Origin of the sequence: Corynebacterium amycolatum SK46, from assembly GCF_000173655.1 — a bacterium.
In the GTDB taxonomy this organism is placed as follows: domain Bacteria; phylum Actinomycetota; class Actinomycetes; order Mycobacteriales; family Mycobacteriaceae; genus Corynebacterium; species Corynebacterium amycolatum_A.
Genome location: NZ_ABZU01000006.1, coordinates 31,811 through 50,010, shown reverse-complemented (window position 1 = coordinate 50,010; position 18,200 = coordinate 31,811). Strand labels below are relative to the sequence as shown.

The 18,200-nt window shown below is 60.6% G+C and carries 18 protein-coding genes and 1 pseudogene; 4 read left to right on the top strand and 15 right to left on the bottom strand.

Annotated elements, in window-relative coordinates:
- Positions 1–6 precede the first annotated feature (6 nt).
- The 4 genes from CORAM0001_RS05380 to glpX all read right to left on the bottom strand — a co-directional run bounded on the left by CORAM0001_RS05380 (position 7) and on the right by glpX (position 5,073).
- Positions 7–1,605, bottom strand: a complete 1,599-nt coding sequence (locus CORAM0001_RS05380; RefSeq protein ID WP_005510665.1) for an MDR family MFS transporter — start codon at positions 1,603–1,605, stop codon at positions 7–9.
- Positions 1,595–2,194 carry a TetR/AcrR family transcriptional regulator gene (locus CORAM0001_RS05375; protein ID WP_244262002.1) on the bottom strand — a complete coding sequence of 200 codons (600 nt, stop codon included), beginning with the start codon at positions 2,192–2,194 and terminating at the stop codon, positions 1,595–1,597. Before CORAM0001_RS05375 ends, CORAM0001_RS05380 begins: the two co-directional genes overlap by 11 nt.
- A gap of 291 nt (positions 2,195–2,485) precedes the next feature.
- Complete coding sequence (locus CORAM0001_RS05370) at positions 2,486–3,886, bottom strand: class II fumarate hydratase (protein ID WP_005510578.1); 1,401 nt, start codon at positions 3,884–3,886, stop codon at positions 2,486–2,488.
- A gap of 161 nt (positions 3,887–4,047) precedes the next feature.
- Positions 4,048–5,073, bottom strand: coding sequence for a class II fructose-bisphosphatase (glpX, locus tag CORAM0001_RS05365; RefSeq protein WP_005510610.1), 1,026 nt, complete (start codon positions 5,071–5,073; stop codon positions 4,048–4,050).
- Positions 5,074–5,443: 370 nt separating this feature from the next.
- Between glpX and CORAM0001_RS05360 the strand changes: the two genes are divergently transcribed.
- Positions 5,444–6,073, top strand: coding sequence for a DUF4245 domain-containing protein (locus CORAM0001_RS05360; protein ID WP_005510716.1), 630 nt, complete (start codon positions 5,444–5,446; stop codon positions 6,071–6,073).
- Positions 6,074–6,191: 118 nt separating this feature from the next.
- On the opposite strand, the gene CORAM0001_RS05355 is transcribed toward CORAM0001_RS05360, so the two are convergent.
- The 4 genes from CORAM0001_RS05355 to CORAM0001_RS05340 form a co-directional block, all read right to left on the bottom strand.
- Positions 6,192–6,482: an exodeoxyribonuclease VII small subunit gene (locus CORAM0001_RS05355; RefSeq protein ID WP_005510689.1), complete on the bottom strand. Its 291-nt coding sequence runs from the start codon at positions 6,480–6,482 to the stop codon at positions 6,192–6,194.
- A gap of 59 nt (positions 6,483–6,541) precedes the next feature.
- Positions 6,542–7,777: an exodeoxyribonuclease VII large subunit gene (xseA, locus tag CORAM0001_RS05350; protein WP_005510622.1), complete on the bottom strand. Its 1,236-nt coding sequence runs from the start codon at positions 7,775–7,777 to the stop codon at positions 6,542–6,544.
- 106 nt (positions 7,778–7,883) lie between these two features.
- The gene (locus tag CORAM0001_RS05345) at positions 7,884–9,038 is read right to left on the bottom strand and encodes a DUF6542 domain-containing protein (protein ID WP_040361291.1); all 1,155 of its coding nucleotides are present in this window, start codon (positions 9,036–9,038) and stop codon (positions 7,884–7,886) included.
- Between the two features lie 80 nt (positions 9,039–9,118).
- Positions 9,119–10,669, bottom strand: a complete 1,551-nt coding sequence (locus CORAM0001_RS05340; RefSeq protein WP_005510627.1) for an AI-2E family transporter — start codon at positions 10,667–10,669, stop codon at positions 9,119–9,121.
- Positions 10,670–10,763: 94 nt separating this feature from the next.
- On the opposite strand from CORAM0001_RS05340, the gene ychF reads away from it, so the two are divergent.
- Together ychF and CORAM0001_RS11420 are read left to right on the top strand one after the other, a co-directional pair.
- The gene (ychF, locus tag CORAM0001_RS05335) at positions 10,764–11,843 is read left to right on the top strand and encodes a redox-regulated ATPase YchF (protein WP_040361338.1); all 1,080 of its coding nucleotides are present in this window, start codon (positions 10,764–10,766) and stop codon (positions 11,841–11,843) included.
- Between the two features lie 183 nt (positions 11,844–12,026).
- On the top strand, positions 12,027–12,344 hold the full coding sequence (locus tag CORAM0001_RS11420) for a hypothetical protein (RefSeq protein ID WP_208854637.1): 318 nt from the start codon (positions 12,027–12,029) through the stop codon (positions 12,342–12,344).
- An 87-nt stretch (positions 12,345–12,431) separates the two neighbouring features.
- On the opposite strand, the gene CORAM0001_RS05325 is transcribed toward CORAM0001_RS11420, so the two are convergent.
- Together CORAM0001_RS05325 and merA are read right to left on the bottom strand one after the other, a co-directional pair.
- A complete protein-coding gene (locus tag CORAM0001_RS05325; RefSeq protein ID WP_005510697.1) occupies positions 12,432–12,782 on the bottom strand; it encodes a hypothetical protein in 351 nt (116 codons plus the stop codon).
- Entirely contained in the window at positions 12,779–14,200 is a 1,422-nt protein-coding gene (merA, locus tag CORAM0001_RS05320) for a mercury(II) reductase (protein ID WP_005510685.1), read from the bottom strand. The genes CORAM0001_RS05325 and merA overlap by 4 nt, the downstream gene beginning before the upstream one ends.
- 98 nt (positions 14,201–14,298) lie before the next feature.
- Between merA and CORAM0001_RS05315 the strand changes: the two genes are divergently transcribed.
- Positions 14,299–14,688 (top strand): heavy metal-responsive transcriptional regulator, encoded by a 390-nt coding sequence (locus CORAM0001_RS05315; protein ID WP_040361285.1) that lies wholly within the window; start codon positions 14,299–14,301, stop codon positions 14,686–14,688.
- Positions 14,689–14,734: 46 nt separating this feature from the next.
- Here CORAM0001_RS05315 and CORAM0001_RS11630 read toward each other — a convergent pair.
- The 5 genes and pseudogenes from CORAM0001_RS11630 to CORAM0001_RS11685 all read right to left on the bottom strand — a co-directional run.
- Positions 14,735–14,980: pseudogene (locus tag CORAM0001_RS11630) on the bottom strand (LLM class flavin-dependent oxidoreductase); the annotation flags it as partial.
- Between the two features lie 155 nt (positions 14,981–15,135).
- On the bottom strand, positions 15,136–15,300 hold the full coding sequence (locus CORAM0001_RS11690; protein WP_005510597.1) for a hypothetical protein: 165 nt from the start codon (positions 15,298–15,300) through the stop codon (positions 15,136–15,138).
- A 204-nt stretch (positions 15,301–15,504) separates the two neighbouring features.
- A complete protein-coding gene (locus tag CORAM0001_RS05305) occupies positions 15,505–17,397 on the bottom strand; it encodes a heavy metal translocating P-type ATPase (protein WP_040361278.1) in 1,893 nt (630 codons plus the stop codon).
- A complete protein-coding gene (cmtR, locus tag CORAM0001_RS05300; protein ID WP_005510636.1) occupies positions 17,394–17,753 on the bottom strand; it encodes a Cd(II)/Pb(II)-sensing metalloregulatory transcriptional regulator CmtR in 360 nt (119 codons plus the stop codon). The genes CORAM0001_RS05305 and cmtR overlap by 4 nt, the downstream gene beginning before the upstream one ends.
- An 82-nt stretch (positions 17,754–17,835) precedes the next feature.
- Positions 17,836–18,150, bottom strand: a complete 315-nt coding sequence (locus CORAM0001_RS11685) for a DUF488 family protein (RefSeq protein WP_005510592.1) — start codon at positions 18,148–18,150, stop codon at positions 17,836–17,838.
- Positions 18,151–18,200 lie beyond the last annotated feature (50 nt).

Sequence of the window (18,200 nt, the reverse complement as noted above, 5' to 3'; positions counted from 1 at the left end):
AATTAATTACTCGACGGTTTCCTTCAACGGATCCTCGCGAACAAAGAACACAATGATTGCTGCCAGAATAATCACTGGCATTAGTACCAAGAAGATCGGCGTCAAACCATCGTTGTAGCTGGAGATCAGCGCTTCATGGATTGGCGCCGGCATGCTATCTAGTACTTGCGGCGTCAGTGAACCGATCGACTTAGAGGAAAAGCCCTCCGGGCCCATCTGCTTTGCGAACTCCGCTGCAGCCTCCGGTGATGCGGCCTTGATCTGTTCGACAGTCGCCGGAACGCGTTCACCTGCCAGGTCCTTCATGCGGTGAATGAAAATCGAACCCACAATGGAGGAACCGACCGCACCGCCAATCTGGCGGAAGAAGTTATTCGCAGCGGTAGCGGTGCCGACCATGGCGACCGGGAAGGAGTTCTGGACGATGAGCACCAGAACCTGCATGCCGGTACCCAGGCCGAATCCCATGATGAACAGGTAGACGCCAACCTGCCACAGTGGGGTAGTGGTCTCCAGTGTGGACAGCAAGTACAGGGAGACGGCCATGATCATCAGGCCGACGAATGGGTAGAAGCGGTATTTACCAGTCCGGGAAACGATTTGGCCCACGCCGATTGAGGTCAGCAGCATGCCGACCATCATTGGCGTCATCATTAAGCCCGCCGCGGTCGGTGACATTGAGTGCACCATCTGCAGGTAGGTCGGAATGTAGGCCATCGTGCCGAACATTGCGATACCCAGAATCAGGCCCGACACGGTTGTGAGCACAAAGTTGCGGTTGCTAAACAGGTGTGTCGGAATCAGTGGGTTGGAAACGCGAGTCTCGGTGAGGAAGAACAGCACCCAGGAAACGACAGAGGCAACGATAAGAGAGATGATGACTCCGGAGTTCCAGTCGTACTGTGTACCGCCCCACGTGGTGGTGAGAATTAGCGTCGAGGCAGCGGCAGTCAAGAACATCGTGCCGATGTAGTCGAAGTTTCCTTCACTCTGGCGTCGGGGCAGCTTCAGGAAGGCCGCAGCTGCCAATAGTGCAACCGCGCCCATCGGGACGTTGATCCACAGACCCCAGCGCCAGCCCGGGCCGTCGGTGAACCAGCCTCCCAGTACTGGTCCCAGCACGGAGCTCAGCCCGAACACGGCACCCATGATGCCCATGTACTTACCGCGCTGGCGTGCGGGAATAACCTCGGCCAGGATGGCCTGTGAGGAAACCATCAATGTACCGCCAGCAAAGCCCTGAAAAGCGCGGGCGGCAATCAGCAGGCTCATGGAGTTGGTGATTGCACCCATGACGGAACCGACCATGAACAGCGCGATGCCCATCATGAACAGGCCCTTGCGCCCAATCATGTCACCGAGCTTGCCGACAATCGGCATTGCCACAGTCTGTGCTAACAGGAATGCAGAAATAACCCACGACATGTGGTCAACTCCGCCGAGCTCGCCGACGATGGTCGGCAGGGCGGTGGCGAAAATCATCTGCCCCAGCGAGCTCATCAGCATAGTGAGAATGAGCGCGAAGAAGATGATTCCCAAGTGGGACTTGTTGTCAGAAACCGTGGTGTCGGTTTGGCCTTGAGCAGTGGTGTTGCTAGCTGTCACTATTCCTCCTCCAGAAATTTTTAACGACGTCGGCGGCGTCGTGAAGCGGTGTGTCTGTTGTGAATTCGTCCCGATGGGCCGATGAGTAGAGCACGCATTCGCGGACGAAACCGACCGACAGTGCTACCTCGTGCCCGACGGGCAGCTCGGGGTGCGTGCGCGACTGTGGATTCATCTCGAAATAGCGCTCAAATGCGGACCGGACGCGGCGCATTGAGTTGCCAAAATTGGAAATGACAACCGTCGAGAGCTTTGGCTCATTGCGCAGAATCTCGCGGATACGCTCCTTGAGCATGCGGTGAAATTCCTCGGTTGCCCCCAGCTCTTTATATCGGAGTAGCTGGGATCGCTGCTTTTTCTCGATGAAATCGAGCATGTCCGCGATGGGATCTTGGTGGTTTTGGGCGAGGAATACCTCTTCATCGTCAGCATCGAATGACATGATGCCGTTGCCGAAGATGGATTGATCCTTGGAGTCGAAGTAATTGAAGAATGTGCGTCGACTGATATTGACCTGCTGGCAGATGTCTTCGATGTTGACTTGGTCGTATCCGCGATCCAACACAAGAGCGGTCGCGGCATCGGCCAAAGCGCAGTGTGTTTGAAATCTTTTGAGTTCCCGGAGACCGCACTCGGGGTGTTGGCCCGGGTCCAATCTGGGATAGGCATTCTCATCAATATGCACGAGGTGCAAAGTTACACCGAGTGCAATGTGATGGCAAGTTGACTAATCAACATAGAGTTTGTCGTGCTCATCCCCGGCAGTATGGTAGGGGGCGAATGGGGAGTAACAAAACAAAGAACCCCGAAGTCCCTCAACAAAGTGAGACTCCGGGGTCTTATACGAAAGGTGCTCTCACACCTTCGAGTTCAGAAAGAACTAGTCACGATCAGTGTTGGCCATTGCCAGCACGTCGAGGCGCTTGTCCAGCTCTTCCTCGGTCAGCTTCTCGCCGTCGACAAAGCCCATGTCGATAACAGTCTGACGGATGGTCTTACCCTCCTTGAGAGCAGTCTTAGCGACCTTAGCTGCGTTCTCGTAGCCGATAGCGGAGTTCAGCGGAGTGACGATCGACGGGGAGGACTCAGCCAGAGTCTTCATACGCTCGACGTTCGGCTCGATGCCGTCAACCAGCTTCTCGGCGAAGACGTGAGCGGTGTTGGCCAGCAGCTTAGCGGACTCCAGGACGTTACGTGCCATGACCGGGATGAAGACGTTCAGCTCGAACGCACCGTTTGCGCCAGCGAAGGCGACAGCGGCGTCGTTACCCATGACCTGTGCTGCGACCTGGGTGGCAGTCTCACACAGAACCGGGTTGACCTTGCCCGGCATGATGGAGGAACCCGGCTGTAGGTCCGGCAGGTGGATCTCAGCGAGACCGGTCAGCGGGCCGGAGCCCATCCAGCGAATGTCGTTTGCAATCTTGTTCAGGGAGACAGCAACCGAGCGCATAGCGCCGGAGAACTCAACCAGACCGTCGCGGTTAGCCTGAGCCTCGAAGTGGTTCTGAGCTTCCTTGAGCTCCTTGACACCGGTGAGCTCAATGAGCTGCTCGGTGACCTTGGCGCCGAAGTCAGCCGGGGTGTTTAGGCCGGTACCGACAGCGGTACCACCGATCGGCAGCTCGCCCAGGCGCGGAAGGGTGGCCTCGATGCGCTCGATGCCAGCCTCAATCTGGCGGGCGTAACCGGAGAACTCCTGGCCCAGGGTGACCGGAACGGCATCCATCAGGTGGGTACGGCCGGACTTAACGACGGTCTCCCATTCCTTGGCCTTCTTGGCCAGGGACTCCTGCAGAACCTTCAGCCCCGGGATGAGGTCCTTGACAGCGGCCTCAGTGGCGGCGACGTGAGTTGCAGTCGGGAATGTGTCGTTCGAGGACTGGCCCATGTTGACGTGGTCGTTCGGGTGAACCTCAACGCCGTTGGCCTTTGCGATGGACGCAATGACTTCGTTGGTGTTCATGTTGGAGGACGTACCCGAACCAGTCTGGAAAACATCGATCGGGAACTGGTCATCGTGCTTGCCGTCAGCGATCTCCTTGGCAGCAGCGACGATTGCGTCTGCCTGCTCTGCAGACAGCAGACCGCGGTCCTTGTTAACAATGGCGCAAGCAGCCTTCAGCAGACCCATAGCGCGAATCTGCTCGGACTCCAGCGGGCGGCCGGAGATAGGGAAGTTCTCAACTGCACGCTGAGTCTGTGCGCGCCACAGGGCGTTAACCGGAACCTTGACCTCGCCCATGGTGTCATGCTCGATGCGGAACTGCTGCTCTGTCATTCGTTGCCTCTTTCATCTAGGGAACTTGAGTGCGCGCGACAAGCGACTGTTGTCACATACGGTTAGGCATGCAACTCACACCAGTAGCGCTTTCGCTTTCAAGTATGAATCAGTTTGTTAAAAAAGTGGTGCCCTGAGGGCACCACTAAAGGGGTAGTTACTTACAGATCGATGTCAGGCATCTCGCCCTTGCCGTAGTCGATGCTGGCGTACTTGCGCAGCTTCTCCAGGGAGTGGAAAGCCTCGATGCGACGAATGGTGCCGGACTTGGAGCGCATAACCAGCGAGCGGGTCCACGCGCCGTTACCGCGGTAAGCGACACCGCGCAGCATGTCACCGTTGGTGACACCAGTGGCAACGAAGTAGCAGTTGTCGGATGCGACCAGGTCATCGGTGGTCAGAACACGAGAAAGATCGTGCCCAGCGTCGAGAGCCTTCTTAATTTCGGCCTCATCGCGCGGGTGCAGTTTGCCCTGGATTTCGCCGCCCATACACTTCATGGCGCATGCGGTGATGACACCTTCTGGGGTGCCGCCGACGCCCATCATGATATCGACCGAGTTCGTGTTCTGAGCTGCGGCAACAGCGCCAGCAACGTCACCATCGCCAATCAGTCGAACCTTGGCGCCAGCTTCGCGGATGTCACGAATCATGTCAGCGTGGCGCGGGCGATCCAGCACGACAACAGTGACATCTTCCGGACGCAGCCCCTTGGCCTTAGCAACGACCTTGATGTTGTGCTCAACTGGAGCCTCGATGTCAATCTTGCCGGCAGCCTCCGGGCCAACAGCAATCTTATCCATGTAGAACACAGCCGACGGGTCGTACATGGAGCCGCGGTCTGCAGCAGCAAGAACAGCGATAGAGTTCGGGCGGCCCTCTGCCATCAGAGTCGTGCCGTCAATCGGGTCAACCGCGATGTCAACGGCCGGGCCTTGGCCGTTGCCGACCTTTTCGCCGTTGAACAGCATCGGGGCTTCGTCCTTTTCGCCCTCGCCAATAACAACGACACCGTTCATAGCCACGGTGTTGATGAGCTGACGCATGGCATCGACGGCAGCGCCGTCGCCCTTTTCCTTCTGACCACGACCGACCCACTGACCAGCTGCCAGTGCAGCGGACTCAGTAACTCGGACGAGCTCCATCGCAAGGTTGCGATCTGGTGCTTCAGGATTCGAGGCGTTCATTGACTTCTGGCCCTTCCGTGGTTTTTGAGAACTCTTTTGAGGTTTGAGAATGTGCTGGGAGACGCCACGCCAGGAAACTGGGGTTTAGCGTTGCAACAATTTCTATTGATTGATGTTTGGCGCATCAGTTTTAGCGCCTTTGCATCTGTTACTAGTGTTCCACCTTTTTGGTGTTCGGGGGTGGACGCAGCGCCAAAGTGGGGGGAGTTTCAGGGCTAAACCCCCACATCACGCGGTTATCAAAAGTTTGTTCCGGCGTCAGTTCGCTTGACGACGTCGACAGCGTCCGTCATCAAGTATTGCTAGCTGCAGCTGTGCGGGTGCGAATGATGACTAGGTTCGTTGCGGGGCCTTTGGCATACTTGAGCGCGTGGCGAATGAGAAACCTAGGATTTTGCAGGACAGTCGAGACATGATTCTCACCCTCGTGGTGATGTTTCTTGCGGTGGCTGTCACCATTGGCTTTACCGGCCTGTGCAGTTTTAACCCCGGGAAGCCGGAAAACGGTCCGGTGCACGAAGTCGATGCTGCCCCATTCGTGAACGTGGAGGCTCGGCGCGTGGACTATCCAGTTCGCCTGCCGAAGGTGCCTGAGGGCTGGACTTCAAACTCGACCCGCGCGGGTATGGCGGCGGGGAAGCAGACGACCATTATTGGCTATGTCACCGCTAGCGGAGCATTCATTCAGGTCACGCAAACAGATGCGGAAGCAGGTCAGCTGCCGGATGATGGTAAGAACCGTCTCCGGGACGGTACTACTGACGTGGAAGGTACAACCTGGACTAAGTATGAGCCGGCTGAGGACAACGTGCGTCGCGTATGGGTTGGGGACCTCGGTGACTCCCGCGCAATTATCGAGGGCACTGCCAACGACGAGGAGTTCACACAGTTGGCGGCGGCTATGCAGAAGGCCGAGCCAATCGATCCGGACGCGACAATGCCGGATTCGTCACAGCCGCAGCCGACTGCGTCCGAGATGCCGTCGGCACCAGCAAAGTAGGCCGAGTCGAGCACTCACCTGGAGTGGTAATCCCGACTAGAGCCATAAAATAGCTGAACTCAGCTATCAGCGAAGAGACGAGAAACGATATGAACCGACGATCGTTTCTCGTCTCTTTTTAGTCCTCATCGCCCACATTCTCGGCAGAAGCCGAGACATCCTGATTCTTGCTGGCCAAGGCGGCTTCAACCTTTGCCCGGGCGCCAGCCAAATGCTCCTCGCAGCGGCGGGCCAGCGCCTCGCCTCGCTCCCACAGCGCCAGGGATTCATCCAGGCTCATCTGTCCGAGTTCTAGGAGCTTGACGGTCTCGACCAGCGCATCTCGAGCCTGCTCGTAGCTCAGGTTCTCCACCGGTACCTGTTCCTCCGAAGAGGGAGCCTGACCCGCGCCGAAAACATTGTCATTCATTAGCGAATACGTCCTTCATTTAGTAGTTAAAGCTTCAAGGTTGGAAAAGTCATTGCTTACTAATTCGCCGGCTTCGTAGCTAGCGTCGCTGCAGAGATGGAGCCGTCACTGACGCGAATTCGCAGTTGGGAACCCATCGGAGCATCTGCAATAGAGGTCACAATCTGTGGTTCCGGCTGAGTAGCCGATTGTGCCTGCACGATGGCATAGCCGCGAGCGAGTGTGGCAGAGGGGCCAAGTGCTGAAACCTTGCCGCGCAATCCCGATACCACTGCCTCCTCGCGTTCCAGACTGCGGTGGATGAGAAAACGCAGCCGATCCACTTGCGCCGTGACAAACTCTTCACGCACGCGGATGGGAGTGAGCGGATCGCGCAGTACCGGCCGCGACGTTAAATCCCTCAGAGTAGCTACTTCACGGTCAACCCATCGCCGCAGGGATGCCGAGGAGCGCTCACGAAGCTGTGCAATTAGGCGTCGTTCCTCAGCAGCATCGGGCACTGTTTTCTTTGCTGCATCCGTCGGTGTGGCAGCACGTAAATCAGCGACGTAATCCAACAGCGGAGTATCCGGCTCGTGCCCGATTGCAGAAACCATCGGTGTTGTCGCCTTACTCACCGCACGAATCAGAGCCTCATCTGAAAAAGGCAGCAAATCTTCGACACTGCCACCGCCACGGGCGACGATGATGACATCAACCTCCGGATCGGCGTCGAGCTGTGCAAGCGCCTCAATAATCTCCGGAACAGCCTTGGCGCCCTGCACAATTGTGTTGATTACCCGGAAATCCACTTCGGGCCAGCGGGCACCCGCGACCGAAAGCACATCGCGTTCAGCCGCCGAACCGCGACCAGTAATCAACCCGATCTTGTTGGGGAGGTAGGGCAGAGGGCGTTTCAGCCGTGGATCAAAAAGTCCTTCCGCCGCTAGCGCCTGGCGCAGCTGTTCCAACCGCGCCAATAGTTGCCCCAACCCCACGGGTCTCCACTCCGTAGCCCACAGGGAAAACTGCCCCCGCCCGGCATAAAACGCAGGCTTGCCCAAAACCACTACGCGGTCGCCGTTGCGCAACGGATTATTGCGCAGAGCCGCCGTAGAACAAGTCACCGACACCGAAAACTCCGCGGAGGTGTCACGCAGAGTGATGTAGGAGAGCTTCCAGCTCGGCTTGGAGTTGACCTGGGCGATTTCCCCCTCGACCCAAATCTGTCCAAGGCGCTCAATATAGTCCTTGACTAACTGGTTCAGGCGCCGAACCTGAACCGGTTTCTCGGCCGACGTTTCCAATTTCGACATACATCAACACTTACACGATGGGGCGGATCGTCCTGCTTATAAACGCACGTTGCCCACAGGCTAAATCTGCCTGTGGGCAACTGTGACGGTAAGGTGCAAGCCCGAGCTACTTGCGGTAACGAGACCTGCTATCGCGCCCGGTTATGCGCTCCTGGCGAGGGCGCTGCTGTCGCGGTGGCCACTCCTCGGTGCGGCGGTGGTTGCCTACTTGGCGTGCGGGGCTCTGTCGAGGCTTTTCGGACCGGGACTCCGGCGAAGACTGTTCTCCCCACATCCGTGCCGTTCCTGCCGCTTGACGACGGGGAAACTCCTGCTTCGGCCGCTGCGGTGCGTTTGGCCGTTCAATCGGACGACGAGGCTGCTGTCTGGTCGAGTTTGGCGAAGTGGAATCCTGAGTGAACTGCGCCTGGCCCGGATGCGGGCGAGACTGCCAACGGGATGTTGGCTGCTGGACCCGCTGTGCGAAATTCGAGCGCTGCTGGGCGCGCTCCCCAGAGCGGTCAACTGGTCGCTCACGCAGTTGCTCGGCGTTGCGCGATGCCGAGCTGGCGCTCGCTGCCGGTCGGGCACCAGAACGAGAAGTCTCCTGCCGAGAGCGTGCAGCCTGCTGGCGCGCCTGGCGGCGAGCTTCGGCATCTCGGATAATGTCCGCAGCGGGACGTCGTGAAGCAGGGCGTTCCTGAGAGCGAGAAGCTACGCGGCGATCAGATTCGGCGAGACGACGGCGAACCTGAGAGCTGGATTCGACAGCGGCTTCGTCACGGTGCTGGCGTTGTTTAGCGGCCTTGCGCTGGGTGTTGAGGGATTTCTCCTGGGTGCGGGTGATTTCGAGGTAACGCCACACTGCGATGATGACACAGATAATCATCAAGATCAGCAGCCACGGGAACTGCTGGATGATGGGATATGCGGAGGTCACCAGGCGAGCGCGTTTAGAGGTCGTCGCGGTCGCGCCACCATTTTCGGGATCGGCGAGAGAACCGGTAAACCACGCTGTGAAAAAGGTGACAAGCGCGAACAAAATAGGGATTTGAGCGACGGTAACTACCAGACCGCGAGGAACCACCAACAGTGTTCCGGCCACAGCAGCCACGGCAAAAGCAATGAAGTAGGGCTTGCCAAGCGAACCGTTGGGAACAGAAAAGAGCAAACCAAAAACGCCGGCCAGAAGCATCAGCAACGGCGGCACAAACATTGGCACGCGTGGAAGCAGGGGTTTGTTCCCACTGCCTTTACGGGTTATTGCTGATCTGTTCGACACGAATGCGTATCCTACCGGTTATTAGTGATAAAAACGGGCAAGCCCGGTATAAGAGCCTGCCCGTGTCTTGGAATCTCGCCCTACTTGTTTTTCTTAGAGAAAGGCCCGGAGACGACTTCAGTGACCTTGTGGAAGGCCTTGGTCATCGCTCCCTCTTCCTGCTTGGTCGGACCAGCATCGGGGGAAACTTTACCGGCGGTGCGAGCATCTGCCTTCACAGCGCTCTCCGCGGAGCTGTCGGAGTCATCACTGCCCAGACGGAACGAAGCCAGTCGGTCGCGCATTGCACGGCCGGCAGCTTCAATCTGAATGCCGGAGATTGATCCGGCATCCGTGGCGAACTCGATGTCCTTTGCGGTCTTGTCACCCGTTCGCAAATCCGTGAGGTCGCCGAGGTAGCGGAACCAGACCGCGACGACTGCAGTGACTGGCACAGCCAGGAAAGCGCCGATGATGCCGAAGATACCGCCACCGAGCAGAACCACCAACAGGACGATTGCGGCGTGCAGGTCCATAGCCTTGGACTGCAGAATCGGCGAGAGGATGTTGCCCTCAATCTGCTGGACGGCAATGATGATGAGCAAGACAAAGATTGCTGTGGTCAGGCCGTTGGCAACAAGTGCGACAACCACCGCAATGAAGCCGGCGGTGAACGCGCCGACAATAGGAATGAAGCCAGCGAAGAAAGTCACCACGGCCAGGACCATTGCCAGCGGCACATTCAAAATCGCAAGACCGGCACCGATGAAGACCGCGTCGATAAGCGAAACGATAGCCTGCGTGCGGATGTAGCCCGACAGCGTGTTCCAGGAGCGGGTGAGTACCTCCGTGAGATGCCAGCCGAGGCGACGTCCGGTCAGGCGGCGGAGCCATGGCAGGAAGTCCTGGCCGTCCTTGATGAAGAAGAACGTCAGCACCAGCATTGCCATCAAGGTTACGGCGACCGAAGAGACCACCGAGATGCCTTGGAAGACTGTGTTGGCGATATCGCCGGAGCGCTCCTGGAGCCATTGGGAACCCTGGTCCAGAGCGTCGAGGATTTGTTCATCCTTGACGTTAAATGGCGGGGCCTGAATGATGTTCTGGACTTCTTGAATGCCATCTGTGAACTGGCGACGCAATTCGGGGAACTGCGACTGCACAGTCGGGGCGAGGAACGCGACAACGCCACCAAGCACCGCCACCGCGCCTAGGATGACCGTCAGTGCGGCGAGTGCGCGGGGCCAGCGGTGTTTCATCAGGAACACGGCGGGCGGAGCCAGCACCGTGGAGACAATCAGGGCCAACAAAATCGGCAGAACGCCAGCCCAAATCTTTCCCAGAATCATAGCGCTGACGTACAGCGCCGCTGCTGTGATGAGGAAGCGCAGACACCAACCTGCGAACCACCGGGCGCCCTCGCCAATGACGTCGGCGCGGTCGATGGACTCGGAGTCGTTTTCGCTCATAAGCTCATCGAGGTTTTCAGCATCTTCCGGCAAATCCGGTTGCGTTGCCGCTGACTTATGGGCGTCAGAGGGGATAGACAGAGACTGTTCTATACGCAGAGGCTCCGATCCCATTACGTGATCGATAGCGTCTTTTTCGGACTGCGCAGTCCACTCTTCGCCTTCATTGGGTTTATTGCTCACATATTCATTATGGGGGTTCGCAGGGGATAGGGGGCAACTTCACGAAGCTAGGGCGAGTTCAAATCTGTCTCCCCAAGCCCGTAAGATGGGCAATGTGAGTCTTACACTTGGAATCGTCGGTCTGCCCAATGTCGGAAAGTCAACCCTGTTTAACGCCTTGACGCGCAACGATGTGCTGGCTGCGAATTATCCATTCGCCACCATCGAGCCGAACGTCGGCGTTGTGGAGCTTCCCGATCCCCGTTTGAATAAGCTCGCGGAAATTTACAAATCGAAGCGTATCGTTCCGGCCACGGTGTCGTTTGTGGATATCGCCGGCATCGTCAAGGGCGCGTCCGAGGGCGAAGGTCTGGGTAACAAGTTCCTCGCTAACATCCGCGAGGCTGACGCGATTTGTCAGGTCGTTCGCGTCTTCAACGATGATGATGTCGTGCATGTCGACGGCAAGGTTGACCCGGCCTCTGACATCGGTGTGATTGAAACCGAGCTCATCCTGGCAGATATCCAGACCATTGAAAAGGCGCTGCCGCGGCTGGAAAAGGAAGCCAAAAAGGACAAGGACAAGGTCGGCGAGGTTGAGGCTGCCAAGCAGGCTCTTGCCGTGCTGGAAGAAGGGCGCACTCTCTTCGCTGCTTCCGATGATGTGAAGCTCTCTGCTCTGCGCGAGCTGCACTTGCTCACCGCAAAGCCGTTCCTCTATGTCTTCAATGCTGACGAGGAAGTGCTTGCCGACGAGGACCGCCGCGCGGATCTGGCTGCCGCTGTGGAACCGGCGGACTGCGTTTTTCTCGATGCCAAGGCCGAATCCGACCTGCTGGAGCTGGATGAGGAATCCCGCAATGAGCTCCTGGCTGAAATTGGCCAGACCGAGCCGGGTCTGCATTCGCTTGCTCGCGCTGGTTTCCGCACTCTGGGTCTGCAGACCTACCTGACTGCTGGTGAGCAGGAAGCTCGTGCGTGGACTATTCGCAAGGGCGCGACTGCTCCTGAGGCTGCCGGTGTGATTCACACTGATTTTGAGCGCGGTTTCATTAAGGCCGAAATTGTGTCCTTCAATGACTTGGTTGAGGCCGGCTCAATCGCTGAAGCGAAGGCCAAGGGCAAGGTCCGCCAGGAGGGCAAGGACTACATCATGCACGACGGTGACGTGGTCGAGTTCAAGTTCAACGTGTAGTGCTTAACCTCTGCGAGGAACTCTTTGATCCCGGGACGTGATGAGGACTGGGGCTATTGTGCTCCCCCGAACGCTACGGCCCGGGGGCACGAGGCTGTGTAGCAGGTGCAAGCGAGAGGACCAGGAGCGAAACACAGACCGCTGAGTCGACGCAGTCACGGTAAAGACGGAGCCGTCTAGGCGGTGCTCGAGGTTGTGCGAGACACGGTGACGCTGGGCGTCGGTAAGCGATGCGCATTCGGCGACATTGATGGAAAGCTGAGCTTTGCCGTCCGTCGTGTTGACGCCCTGGCTGCCTGGAGTCGACGATTCCGCGAAACGCTCCGCGAGATCGGCGGCGGCGATGACCGCACCGTCGGGGATCCCCGGGCCGGGCGCTATGGTCATGTCGTTCATGCCGCCCAGCCTAGGTGCCCACAACCCTTTCTCGTCTCGGCGGAAGCGGAGACCGCGTCGCGACGGCCGGGATCCAGCCTCAGTATTATCCTCGTCACCGGTTGATTCGAACGCTTTTTGCTCCTCCTTCTCCCGTCGGGCTTCGATTTTAGCGGCCTCCGCAGGTGGCAGTGATCGCTGGATCCGCTCGAACTACCGGTTCCGATCAGTGGTCGAAGGATTTTCGCAGCAGCCGGACCTGCGGCGCCGGTGCCGCCGCCGTAGCCTGACGAGCATCCCCGCCATGACGGCCATCACGACGGCGGTCCCGGCACCGATGATCCAGGGATTACCGAGGAGCCCACCGACGCCTGCGAGTGCTCCGCCCGCCGCGATGAACGGCAGGCCGCAGCAGAGCAGCGACGGAAGCGCGCAGCATGCCAGCAAGAGCAGCCCGGTCACTGCAGCGACGACGGGACCGGCGCGCCATTCGTCGCGGTCCTGATCGGCGCTCATCGTCTGCTTCAGGATGAGATCTCCCCGATTGCCTGCGTTGCCGTTCATGCGCAGCACGACAGCAGCGACGGGTCGGTGGTGAAGGCCTTCGCGGCGATCCGGATGCCCTCGGCCATGGTCAGGTAGGGGGCCCAGGCGTTGGCGACCTCGGCGACGGTCCTGCCGAGCACGTGGACGCCTGCGGCGGCGAGCTCCCCGGCGTCCTTGGCGACGGCGGTCAGGCCGAGGATCTCTTTCGTCTCGGCGTTCACGACGATCTTGATGAACCCGCGGGTGTCGCGGTTCACCAAGGCGCGGGGCACGTGGTGCAGGGGCAGGACGCGGCAGTCGCAGCGGATCCCCGCGGCGAGGACGTCCTTCTCGGTCATCCCGACCGCGCCGATCGCGGGCCCGGTGAACGTCACCCGCGGCAGGCGGGCGTAGTCGACGGACCGGTCGGCGTTGGCGAACGCGTTCTCGGCGACGAGGGTGCCGTGGTGGGCGGCGACGTAGACGAACTCGGGGTGCCCGGTCACGTCGCCCGCGGCCCAGACCCGCGGGTTCGAGGACTGCAGCCGGTCGGAGACGACCACCTCGCCGGAGTCTCCGGTATTCACCCCGACCGCATCGAGGTTCAGGCCATCGGTGACGGGACGGCGTCCGAGGGCGACCAGGACCTGGTCGGCGCGGAACTCCTGCGAGCCGCCGGACAAGGCGGCGGTCACGACGGCCTCGCCTCCCGTGCCGCGGGAGACCCGGGTGGGCACTGCGCGGCTGACGACGCGGATGCCCTCGTCGGCGAACACCTCCTGGAGCGCCTTCGACACCTCCGGCTCCTCCTTCGAGGCGAGCCGGGACCGCACGAGCAGCGTGACCTGCGAGCCGAGGCGGGCGAACAGCTGCGCCTGCTCCAGGGCGACGTAGCCGCCGCCGAGCACCAGCAGCGACTCGGGGACCTCCGTCAGCTCCATCGCCGTGGTCGAGGTCAGGTATCCGGTCTCCTCCAGGCCGTCGATCGGCGGTGCCCACGGGCGAGAACCAGTCGCGACCAGGTAGTGGTGGGCCTCGATGGTCTCGACGCTTCCGTCGGATCCGGCAACATCGAGAACCGGCGCATCAGGGGTGCCCACGAACGAGGCGTCGCCGCGGAGGACCTGCCAGCCGTAGGAGTCGGCGACGTCGGCGTACTTCTCGCCGCGCAGCGACTCCACCAACGCTTGCTTCCCAGCGATCAGCGCGGGCATGTCGACGGGATCCGCCGTCGTCGCGATCCCGGGGAACCGGGTTGCGGCGTCGACCGCGACGTGCCGCGCGCCGGCCGCGGCAATGAGCGCCTTCGACGGGACGCAGCCCGTGTTCACGCAGGTGCCGCCGAGCGTCCCGCGCTCGATCATCACCACCGACTTCCCGAGCGTGTTGGCGCGGATCGCAGCGGCGAACGCGCCGCCTCCCGATCCGATGATGGCGAGATCGTACTTCGTAGGCATCGCTACTCCTGTCAACTCTTGGCTTTCTGCTCTGTCTCAGCCATACTGGACCTTCCAGTGCAGGGGAAGGTCAAGCGCGGCCACGGAGGGAGACAGCAATGTGGATCGGAGAACTCGCCGAGAGGGCAGGCACTACCGCGAAGACCCTTCGCTTCTACGAGGAACAGGGCCTTCTGCCCCCGACCGAGCGCACGCCGTCCGGATACCGCGACTACGCGCCCGAGACGGTCGCTCGGATCGACTTCATCCACCGCGGCCAGGCCGCGGGCCTCACCCTCGCCCAGATCCGCCAGATCCTCGACATCCGCGACGGCGGCCATGCGCCCTGCGAGCACGTGCGCGACCTGCTTGACGTGCGCCTCGCTGAGATCGAGCAGCAGATCACGCAGCTCTCCGTGCTGCGCGACACTATCGCGGACCTTAGCCAGGACGCCGCGCACCCGGATCCTGAAACGTGCAGCACCGATCAAGTGTGTAGGTACTTGTAGACGGCGGGAGTCAATGACTCAAACGCTACAACCCCGATATGCGCTAGCGCATGTCGATGCCGCCGGTGCCCACCTCGATGATTTTGGTGGTGGCCGCGATAGCACACAGCAGCGGCATCGGGGCGGAGGCCTGCAGCGCGAAGTGGTGGACTCGGAAGGACGCGTTGTTCACGCCGATTTCGTCCGCAGCCTGGGTGATCTCCAGACGAGTCTTGGCGATCTTTTCCGCAGATGGCCCGCACTAGCTGCCGAAGGCGTAATGCCCGAAGCTTAAGAAGCCGAACGCTTTCATTGGATAACACTCCTTTTGATGGTGTTAACGAGAGGGGGTAACTTTGCAACGACATACCGTCGAATTCAAGTTCAACGTTTAACGCGGGCAGCCGCCGCCGGATTCTCGGTGGCGATTCCGGCCCGAACCTCGGGGACATTCTCGCGCTTCCTCATCTACGTGAGCTCGCCGATTCCGGCCAGCTCACCGCTGCCCCCATCTTCGATAGTTTGAGCGAGCTCGACCACGACCATCTGATCTGGTGCACTGGTTTCCGTCCGGCCCTCGGCCCATTTCGCCATCTCATGCGCGGCCGCGAAACCGCGGTGAAGAATCTCCATCTAGTTGGTTACGGCAACTGGACCGGCGACGGCTCGGCAACCCTGATGGGTGTCGGGCCCTTTGCCAAATACACTGCCCAGGTAGTCGCGGGTCGTGTCGATGAAGCTCGGCTTCAAAAGTTTTGAGGCGACGCTTGGTCCCTGAGCAGCGCGATCCTTCCAAGATCCGCGCTGGAGAGTCAGCGCGCTGGGCGAAGGTGTGTCTCAGTGCTTCGCTCGCGCGGCCCGCAGGCCGTTCAAGATCACGATAACTTCAGCGACCTCGTGAACCAATACGACGGCGGCCAGACCCAGCACGCCGCTAATCGCCAGCGGCATCAACACGATGATGATGGCCAGAGACAGCACGATGTTCTGGTTAATAATCCTGCTGCCTCGGCGGGCGTGCTGCAGCGCCTGCGGGATCAGCCGGAGGTCGTGGCCGGTGAAGGCGACGTCAGCGGACTCGATCGCGGCGTCAGAACCGGTTGCCCCCATCGCGATGCCCACCGTCGCGCCCGCCAATGCCGGCGCGTCGTTGATGCCGTCGCCGATCATCGCCGTCGGCGTCTTGGCGGAGAGCTCGGCGACGATGCTTGCCTTGTCCTCTGGACGCAGCTCGGCGCGCACGTCGTCGATTCCGGCGATTTCAGCCAGCGCCCGGGCGGTGCGAGTGTTGTCGCCGGTGAGCATGCTCACTTCCACGCCGTTGGCGTGCAGGGTCTGCACAGCTTCGGGCACCTCGGGCCGCAGTTCGTCGCGGACCCCGATCGCCCCGGAGAGGGCGTCATCGACGGTGACAAGGACGCAGGTTTGACCCTCGGACTCCATGCGCTCAACGTCTGCCTTCAGTGGCCCGGCGTCGATCCACCGGGGACTGCCCACAAGTACCCGTCGACCTTCGACGGTGCCGCCGATGCCATGCCCGGCTTCCTCGCTGATGTCCAAGGCAGCGGGCGCTTCGGGCCCCGCTGCCGCGATCGCAGCGGCGAGGGGGTGCGTCGATTGCTGCTCAACTGCCGCCGCGAAAGCAAGCACCTGAGCCCGATCGAATCCGTCTGCCGGGACCACGTCGGTAACCTCGGGCTGGTTGCGGGTAAGGGTTCCGGTCTTGTCCACCGCCAGGTGACGGATGCCGCCGAGTCGCTCGAACGCCGCGCCGGATTTGATGACCACGCCGAACTGGCTGGCCGCGCCGATCGCGGCCACGACCGTCAGCGGCACGGAGATTGCCAGCGCACACGGCGATGCTGCGACCAGGACCACCAACGCGCGGGTGATCCACGTCTCGGGGTCGCCCAGCAGCGAGCCAATCATGCCGACCAGCACCGCCAGGATCATCACCCCGGGCACTAGGGGTTGGGCAATCCGGTCGGCGATCCGGGCGCGGTCGCCCTTTTCCGCCTGTGCCTGCTCGACCAGGTCCACGAGTGTGGTCAGCGAGTTGTCCGTTCCAGCTGCGGTCGTCTCGACCTCCAGCACGCCGGCGGAGTTGATTGCTCCCACGGGCACCTCGTCGCCGGGCGCAACCTCCTCCGGAATGGATTCTCCGGTGATCGCTGAGGTGTCAAGGCTGGAGCGCCCAGACCGAATGATGCCATCCGTGGCAATCCGCTCTCCGGGGCGCACGAGCATCAGCTCGCCAGCCACGAGGTCCTTCGCTGCGACCTCAACCGACGTGCCGTCGCGCAGCACCGTCGCGGTCTGCGGTACCAACTTCAACAGCGCCCGCAGTCCGCCCTGTGCCCGATCCATCGCCTTGTCTTCCAGCGCCTCGGCGATCGAGTACAGGAATGCTAGCGCCGCGGCCTCCCCGACGTAACCGAGGATCACCGCGCCGACCGCGCTGATCGTCATCAGCAAACCAATGCCGAGCTTGCGCTTCGTGACAAGGTTTCGGATCGCGCCGGGCGCGAACGTATATGCCCCTAGCAGCAGGCCGACCCAGAACAGTACTGTCGCGGGTGTCTCGAGCCTGGACCAGTCCAGCGCCAGGCCTATGCCGAGGGCTATGCCGGAGAAGATCGGCAGTAGCAACTCGGGGTCCTTCCACCATGGCCGATCGAGATCTTCGATCTCCGTGGCTGGTTCGTGTTCGCATCCACATGCTGAACTCATGCGTCCGCTCCTTTTCCGTCGCAGCCGGGCACCGAGCACTCAGGGTCGATGCACGGGGCGTTTTCGTCGACAGCCAACGTCGCGTTCACTAACGCGTTGAGCGCTGTCGCGAGGTGCGGATCGGCGATTTCGTAGCGTGTCTTGCGGCCCTCCGGCTCGGCGACGACGATGCCGCAGTCACGCAAGCAGGTCAGGTGGTTCGAGACGTTCGAGCGGGTCAGGTCCAGGTCGCGCGAAAGCACGGCTGGGTAGCTCGGGCCGTCGAGTAGGGTCAGCAGGATTCTGGAGCGCGTCGGATCCGCCATGGCCCGGCCGAGCCGGTTCATGACGTCGAGGCGTGAAGCAATAGTCAGCATGTGCTGAACTATACAGCAATTGCTGAACTATTCAACGCGCGCTGAACTGACATTGAAGCGAAGAGCTGGCGACCTGCAGGAATTAGTCGATGGGATAGCCGGTAACTGGGCCTTCGTGATTCGGCTGCCAACCCAACGCGGGGGCGACATGCGTGGCGAAGTTGTCCAAGATCTTCACGTTGACGTCCACGCCCATCCCGGTGAGGCCCTCGCTTCTGCTGTAAGTGATGCCACATGTAGGAAGGTGTTCGGCAAGGTGGTCGCCGTTGAACCACGGGTACTTCCTGGACCCGGGAAGCTTGCGCACATCCACGATGGATGCCACACCGGCAGCCTCGATCATTTCAGCGAAGTCCTCGAACTCGAGGTTGGAGTGGCCCACGGTGAAAATGCGCATGTCGCCAATGCTACGCGCCAAGCGGTTACACCCACATCGGCTTCACGAAT

Coding starts and splice junctions, on each gene's coding strand:
- CORAM0001_RS11685 (WP_005510592.1), bottom strand. CDS start 18,150: ATGCGCATTTTCACCGTGGGCCACTCCAACCTCGAGTTCGAGGACTTC.
- CORAM0001_RS05315 (WP_040361285.1), top strand. CDS start 14,299: ATGTGGATCGGAGAACTCGCCGAGAGGGCAGGCACTACCGCGAAGACC.
- CORAM0001_RS11690 (WP_005510597.1), bottom strand. CDS start 15,300: ATGGAGATTCTTCACCGCGGTTTCGCGGCCGCGCATGAGATGGCGAAA.
- CORAM0001_RS05325 (WP_005510697.1), bottom strand. CDS start 12,782: ATGAACGGCAACGCAGGCAATCGGGGAGATCTCATCCTGAAGCAGACG.
- CORAM0001_RS05355 (WP_005510689.1), bottom strand. CDS start 6,482: ATGAATGACAATGTTTTCGGCGCGGGTCAGGCTCCCTCTTCGGAGGAA.
- cmtR (WP_005510636.1), bottom strand. CDS start 17,753: ATGCTGACTATTGCTTCACGCCTCGACGTCATGAACCGGCTCGGCCGG.
- glpX (WP_005510610.1), bottom strand. CDS start 5,073: ATGAACGCCTCGAATCCTGAAGCACCAGATCGCAACCTTGCGATGGAG.
- merA (WP_005510685.1), bottom strand. CDS start 14,200: ATGCCTACGAAGTACGATCTCGCCATCATCGGATCGGGAGGCGGCGCG.
- CORAM0001_RS05305 (WP_040361278.1), bottom strand. CDS start 17,397: ATGAGTTCAGCATGTGGATGCGAACACGAACCAGCCACGGAGATCGAA.
- xseA (WP_005510622.1), bottom strand. CDS start 7,777: ATGTCGAAATTGGAAACGTCGGCCGAGAAACCGGTTCAGGTTCGGCGC.
- CORAM0001_RS05370 (WP_005510578.1), bottom strand. CDS start 3,886: ATGACAGAGCAGCAGTTCCGCATCGAGCATGACACCATGGGCGAGGTC.